Annotated in this window: 18 protein-coding genes and 1 riboswitch; of the genes, 8 read left to right on the top strand and 10 right to left on the bottom strand. The window is 33.6% G+C overall.

What is annotated here, in order from left to right; genetic code table 11:
* A complete protein-coding gene (locus tag ACYQ1E_RS13435) occupies positions 1-1425 on the bottom strand; it encodes a transporter (RefSeq protein WP_459880406.1) in 1425 nt (474 codons plus the stop codon).
* A 72-nt stretch (positions 1426-1497) separates the two neighbouring features.
* On the bottom strand, positions 1498-2247 hold the full coding sequence (locus ACYQ1E_RS13430; RefSeq protein WP_459880404.1) for a C39 family peptidase: 750 nt from the start codon (positions 2245-2247) through the stop codon (positions 1498-1500).
* A gap of 468 nt (positions 2248-2715) precedes the next feature.
* Here ACYQ1E_RS13430 and ACYQ1E_RS13425 point away from each other — a divergent pair, with 468 nt between their 5' ends.
* The 3 genes from ACYQ1E_RS13425 to ACYQ1E_RS13415 all read left to right on the top strand — a co-directional run bounded on the left by ACYQ1E_RS13425 (position 2716) and on the right by ACYQ1E_RS13415 (position 5334).
* On the top strand, positions 2716-3360 hold the full coding sequence (locus ACYQ1E_RS13425; RefSeq protein WP_459880401.1) for a hypothetical protein: 645 nt from the start codon (positions 2716-2718) through the stop codon (positions 3358-3360).
* Positions 3361-3494: 134 nt separating this feature from the next.
* Positions 3495-3590: riboswitch (cyclic di-GMP riboswitch) on the top strand.
* Positions 3574-4365 (top strand): DUF6160 family protein, encoded by a 792-nt coding sequence (locus tag ACYQ1E_RS13420; protein ID WP_459880398.1) that lies wholly within the window; start codon positions 3574-3576, stop codon positions 4363-4365. It overlaps the preceding riboswitch by 17 nt.
* Before the next feature lie 78 nt (positions 4366-4443).
* Positions 4444-5334 carry a DUF6160 family protein gene (locus ACYQ1E_RS13415; RefSeq protein WP_459880395.1) on the top strand — a complete coding sequence of 297 codons (891 nt, stop codon included), beginning with the start codon at positions 4444-4446 and terminating at the stop codon, positions 5332-5334.
* 3 nt (positions 5335-5337) lie between these two features.
* On the opposite strand, the gene tsaA is transcribed toward ACYQ1E_RS13415, so the two are convergent.
* From tsaA to ACYQ1E_RS13375, 8 genes are all read right to left on the bottom strand, one after another.
* Positions 5338-6318 (bottom strand): tRNA (N6-threonylcarbamoyladenosine(37)-N6)-methyltransferase TrmO, encoded by a 981-nt coding sequence (tsaA, locus tag ACYQ1E_RS13410; protein WP_459880392.1) that lies wholly within the window; start codon positions 6316-6318, stop codon positions 5338-5340.
* Positions 6319-6350: 32 nt separating this feature from the next.
* On the bottom strand, positions 6351-7565 hold the full coding sequence (locus ACYQ1E_RS13405) for a coiled-coil domain-containing protein (RefSeq protein WP_459880389.1): 1215 nt from the start codon (positions 7563-7565) through the stop codon (positions 6351-6353).
* A 138-nt stretch (positions 7566-7703) separates the two neighbouring features.
* Positions 7704-8690 carry a thiamine-phosphate kinase gene (thiL, locus tag ACYQ1E_RS13400; RefSeq protein ID WP_459880386.1) on the bottom strand — a complete coding sequence of 329 codons (987 nt, stop codon included), beginning with the start codon at positions 8688-8690 and terminating at the stop codon, positions 7704-7706.
* Positions 8671-9375: a class I SAM-dependent methyltransferase gene (locus ACYQ1E_RS13395; protein ID WP_459880383.1), complete on the bottom strand. Its 705-nt coding sequence runs from the start codon at positions 9373-9375 to the stop codon at positions 8671-8673. The genes thiL and ACYQ1E_RS13395 overlap by 20 nt, the downstream gene beginning before the upstream one ends.
* Entirely contained in the window at positions 9372-11072 is a 1701-nt protein-coding gene (mutL, locus tag ACYQ1E_RS13390; RefSeq protein WP_459880380.1) for a DNA mismatch repair endonuclease MutL, read from the bottom strand. Before mutL ends, ACYQ1E_RS13395 begins: the two co-directional genes overlap by 4 nt.
* Before the next feature lie 75 nt (positions 11073-11147).
* Complete coding sequence (locus ACYQ1E_RS13385) at positions 11148-11390, bottom strand: type II toxin-antitoxin system Phd/YefM family antitoxin (protein WP_459880378.1); 243 nt, start codon at positions 11388-11390, stop codon at positions 11148-11150.
* Positions 11391-11490: 100 nt separating this feature from the next.
* The gene (locus tag ACYQ1E_RS13380; protein WP_459880375.1) at positions 11491-13728 is read right to left on the bottom strand and encodes an LPS-assembly protein LptD; all 2238 of its coding nucleotides are present in this window, start codon (positions 13726-13728) and stop codon (positions 11491-11493) included.
* A 3-nt stretch (positions 13729-13731) separates the two neighbouring features.
* Positions 13732-15177: a B12-binding domain-containing radical SAM protein gene (locus ACYQ1E_RS13375; RefSeq protein WP_459880372.1), complete on the bottom strand. Its 1446-nt coding sequence runs from the start codon at positions 15175-15177 to the stop codon at positions 13732-13734.
* 152 nt (positions 15178-15329) lie between these two features.
* On the opposite strand from ACYQ1E_RS13375, the gene amrS reads away from it, so the two are divergent.
* From amrS to ACYQ1E_RS13350, 5 genes are all read left to right on the top strand, one after another.
* Positions 15330-16349, top strand: a complete 1020-nt coding sequence (gene amrS, locus ACYQ1E_RS13370) for an AmmeMemoRadiSam system radical SAM enzyme (RefSeq protein ID WP_459880369.1) — start codon at positions 15330-15332, stop codon at positions 16347-16349.
* 6 nt (positions 16350-16355) lie between these two features.
* Positions 16356-17570, top strand: coding sequence for a replication-associated recombination protein A (locus tag ACYQ1E_RS13365; protein WP_459880367.1), 1215 nt, complete (start codon positions 16356-16358; stop codon positions 17568-17570).
* Positions 17571-17636: 66 nt separating this feature from the next.
* Positions 17637-18311, top strand: coding sequence for a Crp/Fnr family transcriptional regulator (locus ACYQ1E_RS13360; protein ID WP_459880364.1), 675 nt, complete (start codon positions 17637-17639; stop codon positions 18309-18311).
* 101 nt (positions 18312-18412) lie between these two features.
* Positions 18413-20698 (top strand): ATPase, T2SS/T4P/T4SS family, encoded by a 2286-nt coding sequence (locus ACYQ1E_RS13355; protein ID WP_459880361.1) that lies wholly within the window; start codon positions 18413-18415, stop codon positions 20696-20698.
* 26 nt (positions 20699-20724) lie between these two features.
* The gene (locus ACYQ1E_RS13350) at positions 20725-22356 is read left to right on the top strand and encodes an NAD+ synthase (RefSeq protein ID WP_459880359.1); all 1632 of its coding nucleotides are present in this window, start codon (positions 20725-20727) and stop codon (positions 22354-22356) included.
* Positions 22357-22983 lie beyond the last annotated feature (627 nt).

Below are 22983 nucleotides of genomic sequence, written 5' to 3'. Positions count from 1 at the left end.
TTATTTAACTAGGTCGTAGGAAAATGGAATTCTCAAAGAAAAAGAAAAATCAGATTCATTGTTAGTTAGCCCTATGCCTGTACCAATGATTATGGAACGTTTTGGTGTGATATACCATCCTGTAGAAATCCCAAGAGAAGAAGAGACAGAAGTACCACTTTGAGTTACCCTTCCACTTTTAAAATAGTATTTGGTTCCAAGAGAATATGAATAGGAATAACTTAGAGAAAGGGAAACATTATAGGAAAGGGCATATCCAATACCAAGACTTCCAGATATGCCGCCACGGGGTTTTACTTTTACAAGTATATCTCCTCCTCTTCTCTGGTTTATTCCATCTTTTTCAAAAAAATAGCTATAACCAAGGCTGGCAAATGCATTTACTGGATCAAGTGGCTTAGAGATTGAGACTGAATTGGAGATTCCTACTAAACCTCCCCCAGTACTAAGTTCATCGTCTATATTTATGCTATAGGGACTTCGGCCAGTTGGGAGGATTAAAGATGAGCTGAATATTGGTGCAGGCCATTTTCCTGTATTTTTAAATGGCTGAAACTTTATTCCAAAACTTATATCTCCAATATCTGTTACTTTTCTCTCCCTATGGGTACCAATTTTATCGTATTTATAAACAAAAGGAATATTCAAAGTTAAAGTTAAATTGTTCAATACAGCATATTCAGTACTTATTGTATTTCTGAGATTGTGATTTGCATGGTGTTCTACTTCATAGATGGATTCCAATGTATCATAGGAATAATAAGAATATCCCAGGGAATATTCTAAACTCAGACGGCCTTTAGGGAGGAGTAAGTATTCTCTACCTGCGGCCTCCAATATCTTTTCTTCTTTTTTCTTTTTTTCTTCTTCGGGTATTTCTAGCTTTTTCCTGGCTTCTGCTTCTTTTTGGAGTTTATTCAGCCTTTCTTCTAATTGGGCTATTTTTTCCTCTAAACTCCCAGTTAGGGGCGGCGGCGTAATGATTGAGGGAGAAGGTGGCTGAGCTATCTTCGTTGATCTAGGTTCGGTCTTTTTAGATGGCGGTTTATTTTTTTTGCCTATAAGCGGAATGCTTCCTGTTTTGACTATGTCCAGTGTATTATATTTTGTTATATAGGCAAATTCTCCAGTCTTAGAAGTAAAACCATTTAAAAATGTTTCTGCCTCTTTTAACTTATAAAAATCTTTGACAGTTACAATAAATACAGGGATAGTATTATCAATTTTCCTTTGTTCTAAATAAGGAAAATATCCAAGGTCTTTGAGTTCTTTAATTGTAGCATTTGCCCTTTGTTTGTCTGGAAAAGGGATTAATTTAACTGAAAATCTATAATTTTTTGTGTCTTTGGGTGCATTTTGTTGGGCAAATAAATTACTGGTAAGTAAAATAAAAAAGAAAAAGATAAACATTATCTCTCTTTTCATTTAATCGCTCCTAAGGGTTAGGCAAATTTTTTTTGTCCTTTTTAAGTTTTAGATAAAAATATAACGATTTTTTTATTTGCTTTTATAATAATCATAAGGCACAGGCATTCCCTCAATTTTTCTTTTGGCAGGAAGGGACATATCTACTGATGCATCAAATAAGGTCCTCCTGGCCATATCTTCATCAATATATCTTAAGTCTTCATCTGTGATTTTTAAAAGGTTTAAGGTGGGTCTTCCCTTTGGTTCAACAATAAAGATTACATTTTTATACCATATATCCTTAAATTTAGAGATTGGATAGCTGGAATTGCCCCGCCATGGATCTGCTACAAATACCCTGTTATTGTAAATTCCTTTAAATACAACAAAATGTCTATAATTAAAAATTTTTATTGGTATAATTCCAGGAACCTTTAAGGTCTTGAGATCATCAAGTGTGGCCATATATCCTTCGCCTTTATATCCAAGTACATTTACAAATCGTTTCATATCAAGTAAAGAAAAGGCCCTTCTTTTTTTAATTTTTTCTATGTCTCCATATTGCATAAGACCCATTATCACCTGGTCTTCTGTAAAGTTTTCCCCTAAATAAAAATCCAGCAGAGTTGCCAGGGCTGCAGAACCACAACTAAAATCAAAATGTTGTTTGACTATATGTTTCTTTTGAAATTCCTCGGTAAAGGGCTTGATTTTTGGTCTTATAACGACCTTTTCTCCTGTATTTAGCACAAGATATACTTGTCCCTTAGGTCTGGACGCCATAGGATGAAAGCCTGCCAAAAGACATGCTCCAATAATAAAAGCAATTAAAACATGCATAAATTTAACCTCTTAAAAATCAATTTAAACTTTCATAAGTGAACAAAGTTTATTCTTTCACCTTCTGTTCGGTTATGGTTGTTAGAGTTTATAGCTAAAAATAGAGATTTAGTAAAGTGAAAAATTTTTTTGAAAGAATTTTTAAGTTAAACATCTCTCACCCGCTAAAGCTAATTATGAAGGGCTTAAATATTCCTACTGAGAAAAAGGAGGTCCTGGAGAGATTGATTTAACTTTAAAACTTAGCTGAATAGGGGTAAGGTTTAAGTTCAAAAACAAGCGTCAAGTCCTCATAAAATGATGTAAATTATAAAGATATTTTGATAACTTAGATAACATTTTTCTTTTTTTAAAAAATTTTTAAAAAACTCTTGACAAAAAATATTTTTTAAATAAAATAACAATTAACAATAGAGTAAAAGTGGTTTACCTTTTTAAACTATAAAGTGATAAAGTGGAGACATTTCATTGAAAAAAACTGAAGAACAAAAAAAAGAAAGAAGTAATTTAATGATTGTGTTATTTGAGTTAAAAAACTTAATTAAACAAGGTTTACTAATTTTATCTCAATTAGCTATGATATCACTAGTTTATACAAATGGATTTAGTAAGATGATAAGAATGACAGATAGTCAATTAAATGAAATTACGGGGGGTGGGTTTTCAAAGGTTCAGATGGTAAACGATGGTGTCTACGATATTGCCAGGATGCAGTTTAATGTAAATGTGGAAACTTATACTGAGATTGATTCCTGGAAAATGGGATATTGGGACAATGGCAATGGAATTGGTTGGGATCAAGATTGGATAGATGTGGATATGGGAAGTGGTTTTTCAGATTTAAAGTTAAATGGGTTTATATTTGAGGCCAAGTTTGAAAATATAGATGATGCAGCAACCCGGGAGTTAGTGGAAGTGAGACTTGGATTTCAAGATGTAGTTGGGACACTAAAGGCTGATTTTCGGAGTTTATCAAGACTTGGCGCCCTTCCAAGACAGGCAGAAGGTGTAAAAACTTACACCTTTAACCACGATCCCCTGATCCTCACAATCAAGTGTAAGGGTCAGGATGCTGGGATCTGGTTTGATTTTGGAGGGGCTCAAGGCAACTAAAGCCATAAAAAAATTTAATTAAAGGGGGTGATGCCAGGGGATTAGGATTAGGTTAAGTTTTTAGAAGGGGAGCGATTTATTAATAGCTCCAAAAAAGTGTTCTTTTAAAAGGTAGGGGTAAAATTTTTAAGTGCCATAGAAAAAGCCAAACCTGGGGTAACCCAGGGACGGAAAGCCAACGAGACCAGGAAAAAACTAAAATTAACTTCCTGGTTGGTCGGGCTACCTATGGTAAGAATTTCAAACCAAAATTCTTATCATAGGAGGATTGTTATGAAAAAGGTATTGTTAATGTTAGTAAGTTTAATGTTAGTGGCTGGTTCAGCCATGGCCATGAAGGCCATCTCTAACGATGAGATGGAGTCTATTACAGGTCAGGCTGGTGTATCAATCATCATAGATGATGCAAAATTGTATTCACACATTGAAGGTCTGTGGTATGCTGATACTGATGGGATAAATACAGATGCTGGTGCAAACGGGCTGTGGAATACTGTGACCACAAATACAGATGGTGCAAGTGTAGGAATTAGCGACCTGGAAGTAATGGTTCATGTTAATTCTATTACTGGTGTAAATGCTAGTGGAGACCTTACTTCTCCAGGTACTCAGCTTAAAGGGACATATGGAGATCTATTAGAAGTTAATAACAAAGATCTGAACGGCGATGGCGTTGACGATGTTTTCCTGGCAAAACCACTCACAATTGATGTGACAAGCGCATTACCAGTATTGTCTGAAGGCGCTGCTTATGATAGTCAAGCTATTCAGGCTGCTGGTGGTTCAGCTTTACCTGCAACCAATTTCGCCGGCGTTATGATTGGACTTGGCACCATAGAGCTTGTACTTAGTAACATGACATTGGATATTGCTCTCAATGATTTAAGTCCTTTAGACGGGAGCAATAGTATGACTTCAATCAATGGCCATGACTTTGGTACTGTTTATGTTGGCAAAACTACCCTTACTGTGTTAGACGGAGTGATAGAGATCGCTCCTCATTAATTTCAGGGTATAAGTTGGTTACCCAGGGGGTACCCTGCCCCTGGGTAACTTTTATATTTAAAAAGGGGGTTTTAGAACATGGCTTTCTTATTTGTCTTTTTTTTGATTTTTTTTATTCTACTCCCATTTAATTCTATAGCCAGGATGATTAAATTATCAGAGAGAGCTATGGAGAAAGTAATTGGGCAGGCTGGAGTGAGTATTGGTGTTTCTGATTATAAGGTGTATAGAAATTATGAATATATTGGATATAAAGATACAGATTCTAACGATGGTGTTAATGGAACCATATTTTTAAATAATGTGGAAATAATGGAGACCCTTTCCACAGGAAATGTGGATACAAATGGCGATGACCGTAGAACTGGAATTGCTATAGATGTATTTCAAAATACTGATGATGTATTAATGACCTCTTTTACTGCAGATGACTTTGACCATAGATTTGATTTTTATGTGAATTCTATTTCCTTTTGTGGAAAAGAAATTGGATCACTTAATATAGATGAGATACATCCCTATTCTCAAAGACTTTATATGTCTGGACATTCTAACTCTACTGGGGTTGATTTTCAATACAACCTGGCCCTTGAAACCACCAATTTTAATTACAACTATCAGTTTAATGAAAACAATACTCCTCAATATAAATCTCTACATTTTGATAAATTTTATATGGTAAAGACCTTTACAGATAATCCCAATGACGACCCATCTGATCCTTCCACATGGCAACCTTCTGGACAGTTCCAATTTGGAGACATGAACCCATACGGTGAATCAACTTATGATCCTGGTACATTAGATGCTGGAGTTGATCCTGACACAAATCTTGCTCAGATATTAGTGACCCTTCCAATGGAAGGAAGCATCAGGATAAGCAATTTTCAGGTGGGTGATATAAATTTTGGTCCAATTGCAATTGACGGTATCCATGTACACAGGATGAATATAAGATATATCCCCTAAATATTAAGGTAATTTATTTGCCATCTCAGCGAGTTTTTCCAGCTCTTCAGTTAGGGACAAACATTCTTTCAAAGTTTTTCCATAAACAATGAGTCCGTGTTCTTTCAACACAATCAACTGTTTTTTAACAGATAATTTACCAACTGCCTGGGCAAGCTCAAGAGAACCTGGTTTTAAAGGCTCTACAAAACCAATTTTTTCTAAAAAAATCTCTTTTTCAAACACCTCTATCTTTTCCAAAAAATTATTAAATTTCTCGGATGCAATAATAATATTTAAGGGATGTGTATGCAAAATAGCCCTGGCTCTGCTTTGATTTTTATAAATGTTTATATGCATCCGGTACTCAGATGAAGGATTACCATAAAGTACTCTGTCTCCAACCATATCATAAGCTGCAAGGTCACCTGGTTCTATCATACCTTTGTTTACTCCGCTATTTGTAATAACCATATGTCCATTATTATCCAGTGCACTTATATTCCCATTAACTCCTGATATTAACCCTCTTAGCCATGCCCTATAACCTGTCTTTTTTATTTCCATTGCGATTTTACCATCAATATATGGTCCAAAGTGAATTTTATATCTTCCGTATGAGACAATTTTTATATCTATAACAGGAGTATTATCCATTACTTCTATTGGATGAATTGTAAAAACATTGTCATGGATATTGAGTATCCTTACCCTATGCAGGCCAATTGGATTTGGTCTATCAGGCGACCTTGTTGCAAAAACTCCCTTTTTAGGTATGTTTTTATCCCCTCTGGGATGACATTTTAATATATTCCTGTCTGACTTATGTAACCAGGTAAAGATATAAATCTCATCACCAATGTGAAGACCCTCAGCAGCATGAAGAAAATCTTTATTAATTATTAGTTGGGCAGGTTCAAGATTAGATGATGGTTGTCTTGGACACTCAGACCTATGTTTAAAACCTGAACTTATTTTACCAATAAACTTCAAATTAGTATCCACTTAAATTTCTCCCTTTGTTTCACATCTTAAAATTAAAGAGTACCTGCTGTGTCAAATTCATAGGACCATACATAGGAAATATTATGTAAATCCAGAAATTCCTCAATATCTGGTGGAAAATCATGGGCAACAAAAAGACAAAAGACCTTTTTACCTTCTATTTCGCCAATTTTCTGGGCATATTTTTTAAATCTCCTTATTTCTCTCTTTGATGGCCTTACCTTACATTCACCAATTATTACCATTTCATCCCCATTTTTTTCGCCATGTCCATAGACATTAAGCTGTATCTTCTTTTTTCCTACAGGATAATATCTCCTGCAAAGATTATCCTGTACTTTAATGCCATATCTTTGAAAAAGGATTTTGGGCAAAGCAACATATGCCCTGTTTTCCAATAAATAACCAACTGAATGGGAGATGCCTTCTAACCTTTCTTCAAATGCATCCATTCGCTTGATAAGTCGGGATATCTCTTCTTCGTTTTTTTTCTGAGCTTCAATAAGCTGGGCAAGGCTCTTTTCGAGTTTAGTCAACCTTTGTTCAGAATGTTTCTGGGCTTCGGTAAGTTCATTAATTCTCTGCTCTGTCTTTTTTTGAGCATCGATAAGTTGAGCAACAGTATTTTCAAGTTTAGTAAGTCTTTGCTCAGATTGCTTTTGTGCTTCAGCGAGTTCGTTAACTCTCTGCTCTGTCTTCTTTTGTGCTTCAGCAAGCTGAGCAACAGTGTTTTCAAGTCTAGTCAGCCTTTGTTCAGAATGTTTCTGAGCTTCAGTAAGTTCATTAATTCTCTGCTCTGTTCTTTTCTGAGCTTCAATAAGCTGGGCAACAGTATTTTCAAGTTTAGTCAGTCTTTGCTCAGATTGCTTTTGTGCTTCAGCAAGCTGAGCAACAGTGTTTTCAAGTCTAGTCAGCCTTTGTTCAGAATGTTTCTGAGCTTCAGTAAGTTCTGCTACTGAATTTTCTAATTTGGTAAGCCTCTCATTCCCCTCTTTATGTGCCTGAAGGAGGAAATTAATGTTTTCGCTAAGGTCCCTTAATGAATTTTCTACCTTTGTTAAACGTTCTTCAGCCTTTTTATGGGATTTCAACAAATTTGCTACAACTTCTTTGAGCTCTTTAAAATCCTCCCTTGTTACTCTCTCTTTTTGTTGTCTTTCTGTTTCTTCTAAAACAGCAAATAATACTTCCCTTAAAGAAGGATCAATGGTCTCTAATTTTTTAAATAGGGCTACACTCATTGACATGATTATAACCTTCCTTTTAAGAAGTCATTCAATTTTATCCCAAAATATAGGTCTTGTAAACCCATGATTAGTTTTAAATTAGATCCCCAGTTTTACATCCTCATTCCTAATATTGTATAATATAAGGCACGCAAGCCTTTATTCAACTGTATTCTTAAAGAAATACTCAAAATGATCAAATCCCCCTTCTATTTTCTTCCTGTTTAACATAAATTCTTCATTTCTTATAACTTCTCCAATCACCTTTAAAGTAGGGATGGCATCTTTTAGTCTCTTTATCCCATCAGATGCAATAGTTCCCATAAGCACATAATCTTCTCCACCTTTTGCAGCAAAAACAACTGGATCTTCGCCTAAAATCTCAGCCATTGAAATTACCTCTGGATGAAGCATTGACCCATCTATTTCTAAATTTGCGCCCATTTCTTTTGGCATAAGCCTTTTAATATCCTTTAGTACCCCATCTGATACATCCATAAGGGAAGTGACAAATGGGTTTTTTGTAATAGCCCTGGATTCATAATAGAATATTTTGGGCATTAAATGAGACATTGTAGCTACTTTAAATCTCTCTTGAAGGCCCTTTTTAAAGGCATAAAGACCAGTCCTGGACAAACCAATATCTCCACTAATAAAGATCAAATCACCAGGATTTGCTTTTTTTCTAAAAAGGCACCTTTCACCCTTTTTCCCAAAAATAGTTATATCAATCCCAAAAGATTTTGAAAAAGAGATATCTCCACCAGCGAGATAGATGTTATATTTTTTACATAACAATGATATGCCCTTAAAAAATTCTTTAAAAAATATCTTAGTAGCAATTTTTTTATTTATCATAATAGACATGGTAAACCCAACAGGGATACCGCCCATGGCAAGGATATCAGAGATATTTACTGCAAGGGCCTTGTAACCAATTGCATATGGAGGAAAATATTTCATATCAAAGTGATAACCCTCTAAAAACAAATCTGAAGATATGAGCATTTCATTTTCAGTTTTTATAATTGCACAATCATCTCCTCTACCTAAAATTAGTCCTTCTCTTTGTTCAAAAAATCCATCTAAAAATTTCAGGAAATCCTCTTCAGAGAAAAATTTGTCTTTATTTTTTAATATATACATCAAACCTATGTCCCCTGCCCTTTATTTGATACTCTAACCTTGCCTTTTTTGTATAAAGAACATCTGCATTAGGCGCTCTTTTTATAACCACTCTAGAATTTGTAATCTCACATGCACCTTCAAACAATTCATCTAAATTATTATCTTTATCCTCTGCCAGGAGTTTTATAACCTGCATATATTTTTTTTCTTTTGTTGGTCTCATTTCGTAAGCAGAGAAAAATGGGTCTAAATATACCACATCTGGATATGGTATCTTGGTTCCAACTTCATGTAATATTTCTTTTGCATCTCCAAAAATTGGCCTAATCCTTGTTGCAACTTCCATATCAACCAGTCCAATCCTTCCTATATATTCTTTTAACATAGAAAATATAGCAAAATTTTTCTCAATACATATAACGGATATTCCATATATGGCGAGCTGGATTGCGTCAAACCCAAAACCTGCGGTTAAGTCCAACACAATATTTGGTCTAAATCTTTTGGTAATTATTGCGGAAATTAAAGGCTGTTTTTTTGTGATATGTTTTTTTAGATAAAAATATTTTCTTTCATCTAAATAAAATGTTTTTAATCCAATGGAATTATTAAAATTGATTTCAATTCGTCCATTTTTATAAGTAAAAAAAATCCCCTTGCTTTTATATTTTAAAAATTCATTGATATTTAATTGAGAGCTCACCTCTTAAACATCCTGTCAAGTTCTTTTCTGGAAAAATACAAAGATGTAGGACGACCATGGGGGCAAAATTCCTTATCTTTGCATCTTAGCCACTGTTTTATAAGCTCTTTAGCCTCTCCTCTCTCTAACCTGGTATTTGCTTTTATGGCCTTTTTACAGGATATCATTTTGATTAAAGAATCTACATTATCTTTGTCTGAATTTATGTATTCCTTTATTATCTCTTCAGCCTCAGGCCCAGTTAAGTATGCTGGGATAGTAGAGATCAAAATAGAGTCATCATTAATAGCAAATTCAAATCCCAGGTGATTTAATTCATTTGCAAAATTTTTGTCTCTATCTTCAGGAACTTTGACCTTAATTGGAATTAAGAGTTTTTGAGTTGACCTGAATTTTTTATCAGAATATCTCTCATAGAGTATCCTTTCATGTACTGCATGTTGATCTAAAATAATGAGTTTACCTTCTCTATCTTTAACAATAAGATATGTATCTTCAATTTGTCCAAGATAAATAAATTCTGTATCCTCATCACTCTCTTCTATAGTCTCTTTCTCAGAAATATCAATATGAGATACAACATAATCTTTTTCAAGTATGTCTAAACCAAATCCTTTTTTCTCTTCAGCTCTATATTCAGCCAGGGCTTGTGAAAGATATTTCTTTGGTTTATCCTGTATTTTTTCTTCTGGATATGGACTTTCAAAATATTTTTTTTCAATAGCACTTTTAACTCCTCTATAAAGAGCAGAAAAAACCAATGATTCGTCTTTAAATCTCACCTCAATTTTGGCTGGATGGACATTCACATCTACAAAATCTGGAGATATCTTCAAAAACAAAATTCCGGCTGGATATTCCTTTGAGAGAATCATACCAGAATATGCCTGTTTTAATGCTTTTAAGAGGATTCTGTCCTTAACTGGCCTATTATTTACATAAAATATTATCCTATCCCCTCTGGCCTGGGAATATTTTGGATCGCAAACATATCCTGACACAGATATATCACCAATCCTATAATTTACACTCTGCAAGTTATTTACGAGTTCTTCTGGCCAGATGTGTTTAATTCTGGAAATTATGTCTTGATCTTTAGAGAATTTGAATCTCTCTTTCCCATCCCTTTTTAAATGAAATTTTTTATTTGTATGGCACAGGGCTATTTTATAAAATACTTCTTCACATCTTTTTGATTCAACAGGTGTTGATTTTAAAAATTTCAGCCTAGCCGGAATTTGTAAAAAGAGATCTCTGACCTCTACTTTTGTACCTCTATTTAAGGCACATATGGATAAATCTCCCTGTTTTCCATACTTTATTTCAAGTGAATAACCAAAGTCTGCATCCTCTTTTTTTGTGCAGATTTTCATATGGGACACAGCCCCTATGGATGGAAGTGCTTCCCCTCTAAAACCAAAGGACTTAATGGAAAAAAGGTCATCTCTGTTTCTAATCTTGCTTGTTGCGTGCCTTTTAACTGCGAGTAAAAGGTCCTTTTTGTCCATTCCAGAACCATTATCCTGTACCAATACAAGTATCTGTCCTCCTCCCTCGATCTCTGCAAATATCTCATCAGCTCCAGCATCCAGGCTATTTTCAATAAGTTCCTTTAAAACATTTGCAGGTCTCTCTATAACCTCACCTGCTGCGATCATATTCTGGATATTTGGTGGAAGTATGTTTATGTTTCCCATTTGTAATCCCCAGTTGACAACACTTTCAAAAATCTAGAGAAACTCTAAAAACTCAACATCTATTTATTTAAGAGTTTAACCCTCTCTCCCTGTTTCAAGCAGGTCTTTGAGCTCTAACTCCCCAAGTTTTTTGTTTTTTCTAAACTCTTTTAGTTTTTGAATGGTTTCAGAAGAGGCAAGTTTATTCCTTTTTCTGTAAGGAGAGATAACAGCAACTGGTATTCCATCTTTAGTTATAATAAATTTTTCTCCCTCAAAAACCCTGTTAAGTAATTCCAGTAAATGAGTTTTTGCTTTAAGCTCTTCTATTTGTTCCATAAAATTTTTCCTCCAATTGGTTTAAGTTTGGCCCCAATTGTTTATTATTTAAAAATAAATATCTTTTCAATTTTGTTTTTAAAAATTCCCTATTTTTTTGTTATTTCAGATTAAATCCCTGAGAGACCTCTCCAAGGGTACCAAGAGTAACGATTATCATTATCTTGTCTTCGTCTCTTGTATGGGAAAGCTCAGTGGCTACACTCCAACACTGATGTTTGTAATTTATGGTGAGTTTTCTCTCAATAGTCTTGGCTAAAGTTAAATCTCTGTTATCTGAATAGCTTATCTCCCATTTATTATTAGGAGAAAAGGTAGTTCCAAATTCTAAATTAGACAACTTTTCCTGATTCTGTCTATGTATATCATCTTTAAGTTCCCTTTTATAGTCATGAGATATATATCCATTTATTTGTTTTAAAAATTTTATATCCACTCTATTTTCAGCCTCTGTTATGCCAGGAATATATGGAGAAATCCAGATATTCCCATTTACATTAAATTTATCCAGGGGTGTAAACTCATATTCTGTCCTGATATCAGTAAATGGTCTTTTGGGATATTTTTTTAAATTTTGTTCTCTTCCAGCCTCCTTTATATCATAGGTCTCAGATAGTTTTAAGCGAAGCACATTCCTGTATAGTGGTGCATTGTTTTCATCAAAATACTTTAATGTAAAGTGGTTATCTAGACTATAAGTTATTTTTTGTTCCCTTGATAGAGAGTCGATGGAATCAAAAGAGGGGATATCCTCTCTGCTCCTCGTTGACCGATAGAAATATTTTATTTCAGGAGTAATTATGTGTTTTATCAGGTAATTTTTTTTATTTAAAGAAAAATCAAAAACCTTATAGAGTTGAGTTGATATATTTAAATCAAATTCAAATAAATATCTGTTTTCAAAGGATTCTGTAAGTTCTGGATCTCTGTCCTTTAAGAAATATGCCGAATCCCTTAGTGATATCTTTGGAATAATTGTGGCAATATCAGTTGATATGGTTTTGCTAAGTGAAGGATAAATATCTATTCTCATACCTTGTACACCATATCTTCTGTAGAAATAAGAGATAGAACTATCAGACTCTAAGTCAATTAGACCACCAAAAAGTGGCGTTTTATATAAATTAAAACCTATTTCTGGAACACGCTGAACAGTATCGTCATAAACAGGATCTAGATTGTGGTTTTTATATTTTAAATTTTCATAATATTCAGCCTTAAGATATAGATTACCTATATTAAATCCTCTATTTAATAAAAGAGTATTTTTTCTTAAAAGATCATCCTTATTGTTTATATCTCTGCCAAATACGTTCAGAAATTCCTTCCTGCTTCTTTCAAATCCAAGGTAGCCAGAATCAAATTTACGCAAGAAATCCTGGTCAGAGGTGTAATCAACATCCAGTTTTAATTCTAGTTCTGGACTTACAACATATCCATCCAGTTTACCCCTGATCCAGTATCTATTTTCATTTGGTCTTATTAAGCCATCGCCACTATAATCAGAAGGGGCATCTGTTTCTGTTTTATACCTTATTTTATCCTTTAAATAGCTGACTAAAAAAAATCCTTTGGTTTGAACATCAGGAGTAAATCTGTATTCTATACCAGTATATTTTCCCCTTCTGCCTAAATAGCCTGGATAAAAGGTAATATCTTGTTCTATAGACAGCGCTAAATAATAAGGAAGAATCAATCCATTTCCATCAATTGATGAAGAATAGTATTCAGGGATCAAAAAACCTGATTTTCTCTTAACAAGTACTGGCACTTGCAAATAGGGAAAATAAAATATGGTGTGATTCTTTATTTTAAATTTTACATGATATAAACGCGCTTCTCCATCATCTTTTATATCTCCTCTTTTAATTACAAATGACCAATCTGGTACATCTGAATCACAGCCTGTTACCTCAATATGTTTAAATGCAAAGGTATTTTTTCCTGTCTTATCAATCTTTTCACCTCTAAAATATAGATGGGGAACAGCATAAAATATGTCGCCACTTTTAATCCATCCAGTGGAATTTGAAACATATACTAAGAGTTCTTTTGCATATATGTTATTTTTGTCCCAGCTTGCAAATATATTACCCTTTAAATATACTCTTTTTTGTTTTCTTTCATATCTTGCATAATCAGCACGTATTTTATAATGTGATGATGTCAAATATACATTACCAAAAGCCTCAACAATATCTTTATTACTATCTACTTTCATTTTTTTTGCTGATATATTAACTGGTTCTTTTGGTATTGTAATCTCTATTATTTCTTTTTTTGCAAAGGCATGAGCTACAAACATAAACAATATAAATAGGATAAAAACTTTTTTCATAATTTAACTCCACAAATATTCATTAATTCCATCAAAAAAGAGTTTTACCATATCTTTATTATAACAACTAACTTCAACTGGATGACCTTTACCCTTAACAAAGGTATATAATTTTTTGTCTTTAAAAGATTTTTTTATAACCTCAATATTAACACTATTCAAGTTCTTTCTCTTGGTTAAATTTACCAATCTAACAAGCCTGAATAAAGTGATCATATCTTCAGTGGATAGCGAATTATTCCATGGCCAGGCTGAAGAAGAGCAAAGAAGCACTGGACTTATGTTTTTAAACATCTCTTTATCTTCAAAACCAGCAATTCCTGGTATTGGATAAAATAAAGATAAACCTATTCTTACATTTTTTCCAAGTCTATTTAAAAGAATTAAATTAGAAACAGCATCTTCTACTCTCTCTTTAGGAAATCCTGAGATAAAATAAACAATTGTATCTATTTGATTGTTATCCAATATTTGTGTTAGAAACTTCAATTTAGGTATATCGACGCTTCTATTTTGTTCTAATGCAATCTTTTTTGATGTGGTTCCTATAGAGAAATTAAATTGCCTAAATCCGAGATTAATAAGTTGATTTAATTTAATATCATCTAACAGCCTGTAGTCTATTCCATTTTCACAACTAAACTTTATATGTTTGTTAATATTTTTTATACTTTTAAGGATATCAACAAAAAAGTCCCATTTATAAAGTACGTTGTCGTCCTCAAAATTTAAGAATATACCTTTTTTTGCTTCAATGGTTTTTATCTTATTTTTTAAGATATATTTGTCTATTATTTCAAGTTTTCTTCCATGCAAGATTGGTATAGAGCAGAATTTACAATTCCTTGGACAACCTTTTGTTAAATAAGAGGAATAATAATTCCACTTATTTGTTGTTTTTGTCTTAACCAGTGCAACAACAGGTCTATCTTTTTTTGGTATACCCAAAAAATTTGTTAAAGCATATTCTGCTTGACCTATTATAATTTTATCAAACAAACCTGTATCTTTAAAATAGTCAGGGAAAATAGAAGGACCAGTACCACCTAATATAATTTCAATTCGCTGATCAATTTTTTTTATCTCTTCTGCAAGGTGTATAGTGGACTTTGCATAACAAAAGGCAAAACAAGAAATAAATATAATATTTGGTTTATAGCTATATACCATATAAGCTGCATCTCTATAGTCAGGACCAAATCTTTTATAATAAGAAAAAAAAGATATTGGCCCTGTCTCATTTTTTATTATAAATTTTGACAAATAAGATAATTCTTTGGGCAAGGGTATTTTTTTTGGTTTTTTATAGAGATTTGGAAAACAGATCAGGTGAGATTTATGTCCCTGTTCTTTTAATATAGAATTGACTATATGTGCGCCCAAAAAACTGCCCCGATGGGGGGTGTAATAAAAATCTTCTATAGGTGGAACAGCTACGACGCATCTCATGCAATAAAAATATCCTAGATTCTAATACCGCTCAAGCTAAAATTACTGTAAATATGAGGCGAGCACCTTGACTGTAAGTAAGGTGTATGAAAGAATATCTTAAGTGATAGGTAAATAGGGATGAAATAAATAGATGAAAATAAGGAGGGACTATGACACCAGCGAGATTATGGAAAAAAATTAAAGAAAGACAAGGTGTTGTTCAGTGCGAGCTGTGCAACCATTTTTGTGTTTTAAAGTCAGGTGAGCGGGGAAAATGTGGTGTCAGGGAAAATCAGAGGGGAGAACTCTATACTTTAGTGTACAACAAGGTTGCTGCAATAAATGTGGATCCTATTGAAAAAAAACCTCTTTACCACTTTCTCCCAGGAACTAAAACCTTTTCTTTGGGAACCATGGGATGTAATTTTTCCTGTGTTTTTTGTCAAAACTTTACTCTTTCACAAACTCCTAAACTAAATGGAGTAATTCAAGGAGAAATTGTTTCTATAAGAGAATTTCTTAATGCTGCAATTTCTTACAATTGTAAATCTGTATCATTTACCTATTCAGAGCCAACAATATTTTTTGAGCTGGTTGAGGATACTGCTAAGGAAACTATTGAGTACGGTTTAAAAAACGTGATTGTTTCTAATGGATTTATGAGTGTAAAGGTCATTGATAGATTAAAGGATTTGATCCACGCAGCAAATATTGACCTTAAGTCCTTTTCTGATAATTTTTACAAAAATCTCTGTGATGGAAGATTAAAACCTGTGTTAAAAAATTTGGTTCTTATGAAAAAATATGGGTGGTTAGTGGAAGTGACCACTCTGGTAATTCCAGGAAAAAATGATTCTAAAAAAGAATTAACAGCTATTGCTAGATTTATTTACAATGAGCTTGGAGAGGATGTTCCCTGGCATATATCCAGATTTCATCCTGATTATAAACTCCTTAATTCTACAATAACACCAATATCTACTGTAGAAATGGGATATGAAATAGGTAAAGAAGTTGGGTTAAAATATGTTTATGTTGGAAATGTTCGTGCCAATGAAAAAGAAAATACCTATTGTCCTGAATGTGGAACTCTCCTGATTAGAAGAGCAGGATTTTGTTCTGAAATATTGAATCTATATCAAGGCAAATGTAAAGAGTGTGGTACTACTATTCCTGGTATCTGGGAGTAAATTACAGTGAAAGAGAATACTCTTCCCCTATATGAGAGACTTAGACCCAAAAAATTAGAAGGCTTTATTGGGCAAAAACATTTAAAAAAGACCATAGAGACCTTTCTTAAGGCAAGTGTTCCACCTAATATACTTTTTTTTGGGCCACCAGGTTGTGGAAAAACTACCTTGGCCATGCTTCTTGCAGAAAGGTTCTCCTCAAATATTGTGCACCTGAGCGCGCCAGAAACAGGGGTTTCTGATATAAAAGAGAGGATTCAAGATACAGATATACTCATACTTGATGAAATTCACAGGTTTTCAAAGGCACAACAGGACCTATTCTTGCCAATCCTTGAAAAAGGAAAAATAAGACTCTTTGCAACAACCACGGAAAATCCTTCTTTTTCAGTGACAAGGCAACTCTTATCCAGGCTTTATGTGCTGAAATTAAATCCCCTTCAAAGCCAAGACTTAAGAAAAATAGTACAAAAGGGGTTGGAAGAACTCTCTATTAGCCTGCCTGATAATGTAGTTGAATATTTAATTAACATGTCCATGGGTGATGCAAGGAGTCTTTTAAATATTCTGGAGTTTGTAAAAGAGATTGATCCTTCTGAACTAACAATTGATAAAATAAAAGATGTTCTTCCAAAAGGGGTTATTAAAGGAGATAGGAGGGGAGATCTGCACTATCATCTAGCTTCTGCCCTTATAAAGTCCATCAGGGGAAGCGATCCAGATGCTGCTATATATTACCTTGCCTGTATGCTTGAATCTGGAGAAGATCCAAGGTTTATTTGTAGAAGACTCATAATTTCTGCATCAGAAGATATTGGACTTGCAGACCCAAATGCACTTACATTAGCAACCTCATGTTATCATGCTGTAGAATTAATCGGCATGCCAGAAGGGTTTATCCCTCTGGCTGAAACTGTTATTTACCTCGCCCTTGCACCTAAAAGTAATTCGTCATATAGGGCATATTTAGAGGCTCAAAACTTAATAAAGGAAAAAGGGCTACTGGATGTTCCTTTACATCTAAGAAATCCATCAACATCCCTTGATAAAGAGATGGGGTATGGAAAGGGATATAAATATCCACATGCATACAAAGACTCATGGGTTAAACAACAATATCTACCTGATGAGATAAAAGATAAAAAATTTTATAAACCTAAATTTCAAGGCAAAGAGCCCTATCTTTTAAATTGGATTAAAAATAAGATAAAAAAGAATTAAAACTATTTTTTAGGCATAACATCGACAACACTTTTATAAAATTAAAATTATTTTTGAGAGGAAAAGATGGATCTCAAACAATTTAAAAAGATTTCAATTTTTGAGAACATGCCTGATGAATTGTTAAGAGAAATCTCTGCTAAAGTCTCTAACAAGTTTTTAAAAAAGGACGAAACGCTCTTTTTCAAAGGAGACATTGGAGATGCCCTATATATCATAAAAAAAGGAAAAATAAAAATATCCATACCGACTGAAGAAGGGGAAGAACTCATTATATCCATATTTAGTGATGGAGATTTTTTTGGAGAGCTTTCCCTTTTGGACAAGGCACCACGCTCTGCAGATGCTGTTGCAATTACAGATACTGAACTCCTTGTACTTCGTAGAGACGTATTCTACACTTATCTATTTGAAAGGAAACAGGCAATTGAAGCGATCATGTCCACTTTATGCAAACGTCTTAGAAAAACTGATGATTTCCTTGCAGATCTTTGCTATACCAGTGTCCCCAAAAGGCTTGTAAAGACTTTGATTGAACTTTCTGAGAGATTCGGCAAAAAGTTTGATGAAAAAATAATTCTTGATTTAGAAATCACTCAGAGTGATTTGGGAGCTATGCTTGGTGTGACCAGAGAGACTGTAAATAGAGAACTTATGAAATTAAAACTCCAGGGAATTTTGACAAAAGAGAAAAAAAAGATCATCATAAATGATTTTAAAAAATTACTCGATTTGATTTGACTTTTTTAATCTCTGTAAAAATAGAACTTCTATCCAAGTACCATTATCCCGATATTTATTTCTCCCAAAAAAGTAAAATTTACATAGGTGGGGGAAGATTTATGAGCAAAAAAGACTTTGAAAAATTATATAAGCAAGAAAAAAAGATTAATGAATTAATTTGTTCTGTAAATCAGGCAGAAGATGTAAATGAGATTTTTTTAAATCTGAAAGATGATTTGTGTGACCTTTTTGGCTGTGAAAGGATAACTTTATATGGAGTGGACAAAAAGAGAAATCAATTGTTTTCAAGGGTAAAGACAGGAAGAGAACCAGTTGAAATTAGAGTTGATATAAATGAGAAGAGTATTGCAGGATATGTAGCAAAACACAGATGTGTTGTAAGTGTAAAAGATGTATATAATTCAGAGGAATTTACAAAAAATTATCCAGGACTAATTTTTGATTCAAGCTGGGATAAAAAATCAGGATTCCGCACCAAATCTATCTTGGCATCCCCATTGATCCTTAAAGAGAAATACATAGTTGGGGTTCTCCAGCTTATAAATAAAAAAGATGAAGATTTTTTTGATGAAACTGATGAAAAGCTGCTCAAAAAGCTTGTTCCTTCGCTTGCAGGTGCCTTTTATCATCTCCTTATGTATCAAAGAAAATTCGGAAAATTTGATTATTTAATTGAAACTCACAAGATAACCTATTCAGAGTTAGATATGGCAACTGTCAAGGCCCGTCATGCAAAAAATCCTATAGAGCAGGACGTTGCATGGGTGCTGATTCATGAATTTAATGTGTCAAAAGAAGATGTAGTACAGGCACTAGCTAAATATTACCATACTGAATTTATATCTTACACTGAGAATGTTATATTACCTGCTGATTTACTAAAGAGGCTAAATATTGAATACTTAAAATCCAGATTCTGGATGCCCTATAAATATCAAGATGGGGAACTTATAGTTTTAATTGATGATCCATCAGATGAAGAGAAAAAAAGAGAGGTTTATTTTTCAGGAATAGGAGATAACATTAAATTTTGTGTGAGCTTAAGGGAAGATATAGTTAAATTTTTGACAAAGTTTGAGGAACAAGAAATCTTTGGAGACCAGTCTATTGGAGATGTGTTAAGTGAACTTAAGGAGGATGAACCTCCAGTAGAATCAGAAATTGCTGAAGATCTTATATCAGAAGACGCACCAGCAGTTATAAAACTTGTTACCAAAATTATAAAAGATGCATATGAGAAGAAGGTATCAGACATCCATATAGAGCCAGGTCTTGGAAAAGAACCTGCCCAGGTTAGATTCAGAAAGGATGGAGTGTGCTTTAATTATCTTGAAATACCAGCCAGCCACATACGGGCATTTATTAACAGAGTAAAAATAATGAGTAATTTAGATATTGCAGAAAAAAGAGTGCCCCAGTCTGGCAAAATAAGACTTAAATATCAAAATAAGGTGGTAGAATTAAGGGTAGAAATAACTCCTACAGTGGGAGGTGTAGAAGATGTTGTTATGCGTATTTTAGCTGCTGGAAAGCCTATTCCTCTAGAAAAAATGAATTTTACAGAAAGAAATCTAAAAGAACTTATTAATATAATTGAAAAGCCCTATGGGATCTTTCTGGTTGTAGGTCCAACTGGTTCTGGAAAGACAACAACTCTCCACTCAATTTTAGGCAGATTAAATACCCCAGAAAAAAAGATATGGACAGCAGAAGATCCAGTTGAAATAACCCAGAAAGGGCTAAGACAGGTTCAGGTGAATCCCAAGATAGGATATACATTTGCAAATGCAATGCGCTCCTTTTTAAGGGCGGATCCAGACATTATCATGGTTGGTGAGATGCGCGATCAAGAAACTGCACACACAGCCCTAGAGGCTTCCTTAACAGGACATCTTGTGCTATCCACCCTGCATACCAACTCAGCACCTGAGACAATAACCCGTTTAATAGATATGGGAATGAATCCATTTAATTTCGCTGATGCACTTTTAGGAATTTTAGCACAAAGGCTTGTTCGCACTTTATGCAATAAATGTAAAGAACCCTATCACCCCACAAGAGAAGAATTTGATACACTCAAAAAAGAATATGGAGAGGAGATATTTCCAGAGCTTGGCATAAGTTATGCTGAGGATCTCACATTATATAAACCAGTTGGTTGTGATGAGTGTAATAAAACTGGATACTCGGGAAGAACAGCCCTACATGAGCTTTTGGTTGCAACACCAAAAATTAAGAGACTTATTGTTTCAGGTGCACCTGTTGGAGAAATATTTAAAGCAGGAATTTCTGAGGGGATGAGGACATTAAAACAAGATGGTATAATTAAAGTGTTTAAGGGACAAGTCGATTTTTCAAGTGTGTTAAAGGTTTGTATTGTTTGATTGTAAAAACTCATGGAGCATTACAAATGAAAATAGCAATAGCCCAGATAAACCCAATAGTTGGAGATTTTGAGTACAATACAAATAAAATAATAGATTTTATTAACAGATCAAAGAATCTTGGTGCTGATTTAGTCGTGTTTCCAGAGCTATCTCTTCTAGGGTATCCCCCTTTAGATTTCTTGAGTAGATGGGATTTTGTTGAAAAATCTCTGAATTATTTAGATAAGATAGCATCAGAGGTAAGGGATATTTTTGTATTACTTGGACTTGTTACCTTAAATAAAAATAAGGGTAAACCCTTTTACAATTCAGCTATCTTAATGAAAGATGGGAAGATATTATCTTCATATAACAAAAATCTTTTGCCCACATATGATGTATTTGATGAAGCAAGGTATTTTGAGCCAGGACAAGGAATTGGAATATTTAACATAAAGGACATGAAAATAGGTGTTACCATCTGTGAAGACATTTGGACAATAGATGAATTAAATTTATATAGCTATTCAAAGGATCCTGTATCAAAACTTGCAGATAATCAAGTTGATTTAATAATTAATATTGCTGCTTCTCCATATTTTGCAGGGAAAATAAATCAAATAAAGAAAATTTTATCAACACACACCGTTAAAACTAAAATCCCAATGATTTATGTAAACCAGGTAGGAGCCAATGATGAGCTCATTTTTCAGGGGCACTCAATGGTATTTAATGGTGCGGGTGAAATGATTCTAATGGCAAAGGATTTTGAAGAAGATTTAGTTATTTGGGATACAAAAGATCTGGATAAAAAACATAAAGAAATAGAAATGGATTTAGAAGATGAGTTAATATCAGCACTGTGCCTTGGTATCTCAGACTATCTTAAAAAACTTAAATTTAAAAAAGTGGTAATAGGACTTAGTGGTGGGATAGATTCTTCTGTTGTGGCAACCTTAGCCACCATGGTCCTAGGGAAACAAAATATAATTGGTGTTGCCATGCCAGGTCCGTATAACTCACCTGAAAGTTTAGAGGATGCAAAAGAACTTGCAAAAAATCTGGGGATTGAATTTCATGTTGTACCTATAACAGGCCTTTTTATTGAGTCAAAACAAACATTAAAAGATATTTTTTCAGGCAAAAAACAAGATGTAACTGAAGAAAATATTCAGTCCAGACTTCGTGGATTAATTCTCATGGCAATTAGCAACAAATTTGGTTGTTTGCTTTTAAATACAGGAAATAAATCAGAACTTGCAGTTGGATATTGTACCCTTTATGGGGATACCAATGGAGCGCTTTCAGTTTTAGGAGATGTAAAAAAGACCTGGGTTTACAGAATTGCCAGGCGGATAAATGAGAAATTTTCCTATATTCCTGAGAGAATATTAACAAAACCCCCATCAGCAGAACTTAGACCAAACCAAAAGGACGAAGATTCCCTCCCACCATATGATTTTTTAGACAAGGTAATTGAGCTATATATTGAAGAGGGTTTAGAGCCAGCAAAAATAATAGAAAAACTTGGGGACAAAGACCTGGTTTTGGATACTATATCCATGATAAAAAACAATGAATACAAAAGAAGACAAACTCCCCCGGTTCTAAAGGTTACAAAAAGGGCCTTTGGAATTGGATGGCGCTTTCCTATTGCTCATGGCTATAGACCATAAATTAACCTTAAAAAGTAACAAAATTGTATTTTTTTGATGACTAAACAAATAGTTTTATTGTTCTATGTTCTATGTTCTACGTTCTATGTTCTAGGTTCTAAGTTCTAGGTTCTAGGTTCTAAGTTCTAAGTTCTAAGTTCTAGGTTCTTTAAACGTTGAACGTTGAACTTAGAACGTTGAACAATTTATAAACGTTGAACTTAGAACGTTGAACAATTTATGAACGTTGAACTTAGAACGTTGAACAATTTATGAACGTTGAACTTAGAACGTTGAACAATTTATAAACGTTGAACAATTTATAATAAACCAACTTGGACACAAGGAGCTGGTTTTGGATACTATATCCATGATAAAAAACAATGAATACAAAAGAAGACAAACTCCCCCAGTTCTAAAGGTTACAAAAAGAGCCTTTGGAATTGGATGGCGCTTTCCTATTGCTCATGGGTTTAGATTATAACTTAACCTTAAGTTTTTAGTAGAATTCAGGTTTTGTTATTTGTTTTAGTTTAAAAAGTAACAAAATTGTATCTTTTTAAACTAAAATACATTATTGTTCCAATAATTAGGAAGAAATCTCCGAAATCCGTCAAATTAACATGGCATAAAAATAGCTAGTAATTA

This window comes from Desulfothermus naphthae (assembly GCF_054657475.1).
The sequence above is the reverse complement of the archived record's forward strand: the minus strand, read 5'-3'. Positions and strand labels throughout refer to the sequence as shown.

Excerpts from the sequence above, each read along its gene's own strand:
- ACYQ1E_RS13350 (WP_459880359.1), top strand. The coding sequence starts at position 20,725 with ATGAAAATAGCAATAGCCCAGATAAACCCAATAGTTGGAGATTTTGAG.
- ACYQ1E_RS13380 (WP_459880375.1), bottom strand. The coding sequence starts at position 13,728 with ATGAAAAAAGTTTTTATCCTATTTATATTGTTTATGTTTGTAGCTCAT.
- ACYQ1E_RS13355 (WP_459880361.1), top strand. The coding sequence starts at position 18,413 with ATGAGCAAAAAAGACTTTGAAAAATTATATAAGCAAGAAAAAAAGATT.
- ACYQ1E_RS13405 (WP_459880389.1), bottom strand. The coding sequence starts at position 7,565 with ATGTCAATGAGTGTAGCCCTATTTAAAAAATTAGAGACCATTGATCCT.
- ACYQ1E_RS13385 (WP_459880378.1), bottom strand. The coding sequence starts at position 11,390 with ATGGAACAAATAGAAGAGCTTAAAGCAAAAACTCATTTACTGGAATTA.
- ACYQ1E_RS13415 (WP_459880395.1), top strand. The coding sequence starts at position 4,444 with ATGGCTTTCTTATTTGTCTTTTTTTTGATTTTTTTTATTCTACTCCCA.
- mutL (WP_459880380.1), bottom strand. The coding sequence starts at position 11,072 with ATGGGAAACATAAACATACTTCCACCAAATATCCAGAATATGATCGCA.
- ACYQ1E_RS13375 (WP_459880372.1), bottom strand. The coding sequence starts at position 15,177 with ATGAGATGCGTCGTAGCTGTTCCACCTATAGAAGATTTTTATTACACC.
- thiL (WP_459880386.1), bottom strand. The coding sequence starts at position 8,690 with ATGTATATATTAAAAAATAAAGACAAATTTTTCTCTGAAGAGGATTTC.
- ACYQ1E_RS13430 (WP_459880404.1), bottom strand. The coding sequence starts at position 2,247 with ATGCATGTTTTAATTGCTTTTATTATTGGAGCATGTCTTTTGGCAGGC.
- ACYQ1E_RS13360 (WP_459880364.1), top strand. The coding sequence starts at position 17,637 with ATGGATCTCAAACAATTTAAAAAGATTTCAATTTTTGAGAACATGCCT.
- ACYQ1E_RS13435 (WP_459880406.1), bottom strand. The coding sequence starts at position 1,425 with ATGAAAAGAGAGATAATGTTTATCTTTTTCTTTTTTATTTTACTTACC.
- amrS (WP_459880369.1), top strand. The coding sequence starts at position 15,330 with ATGACACCAGCGAGATTATGGAAAAAAATTAAAGAAAGACAAGGTGTT.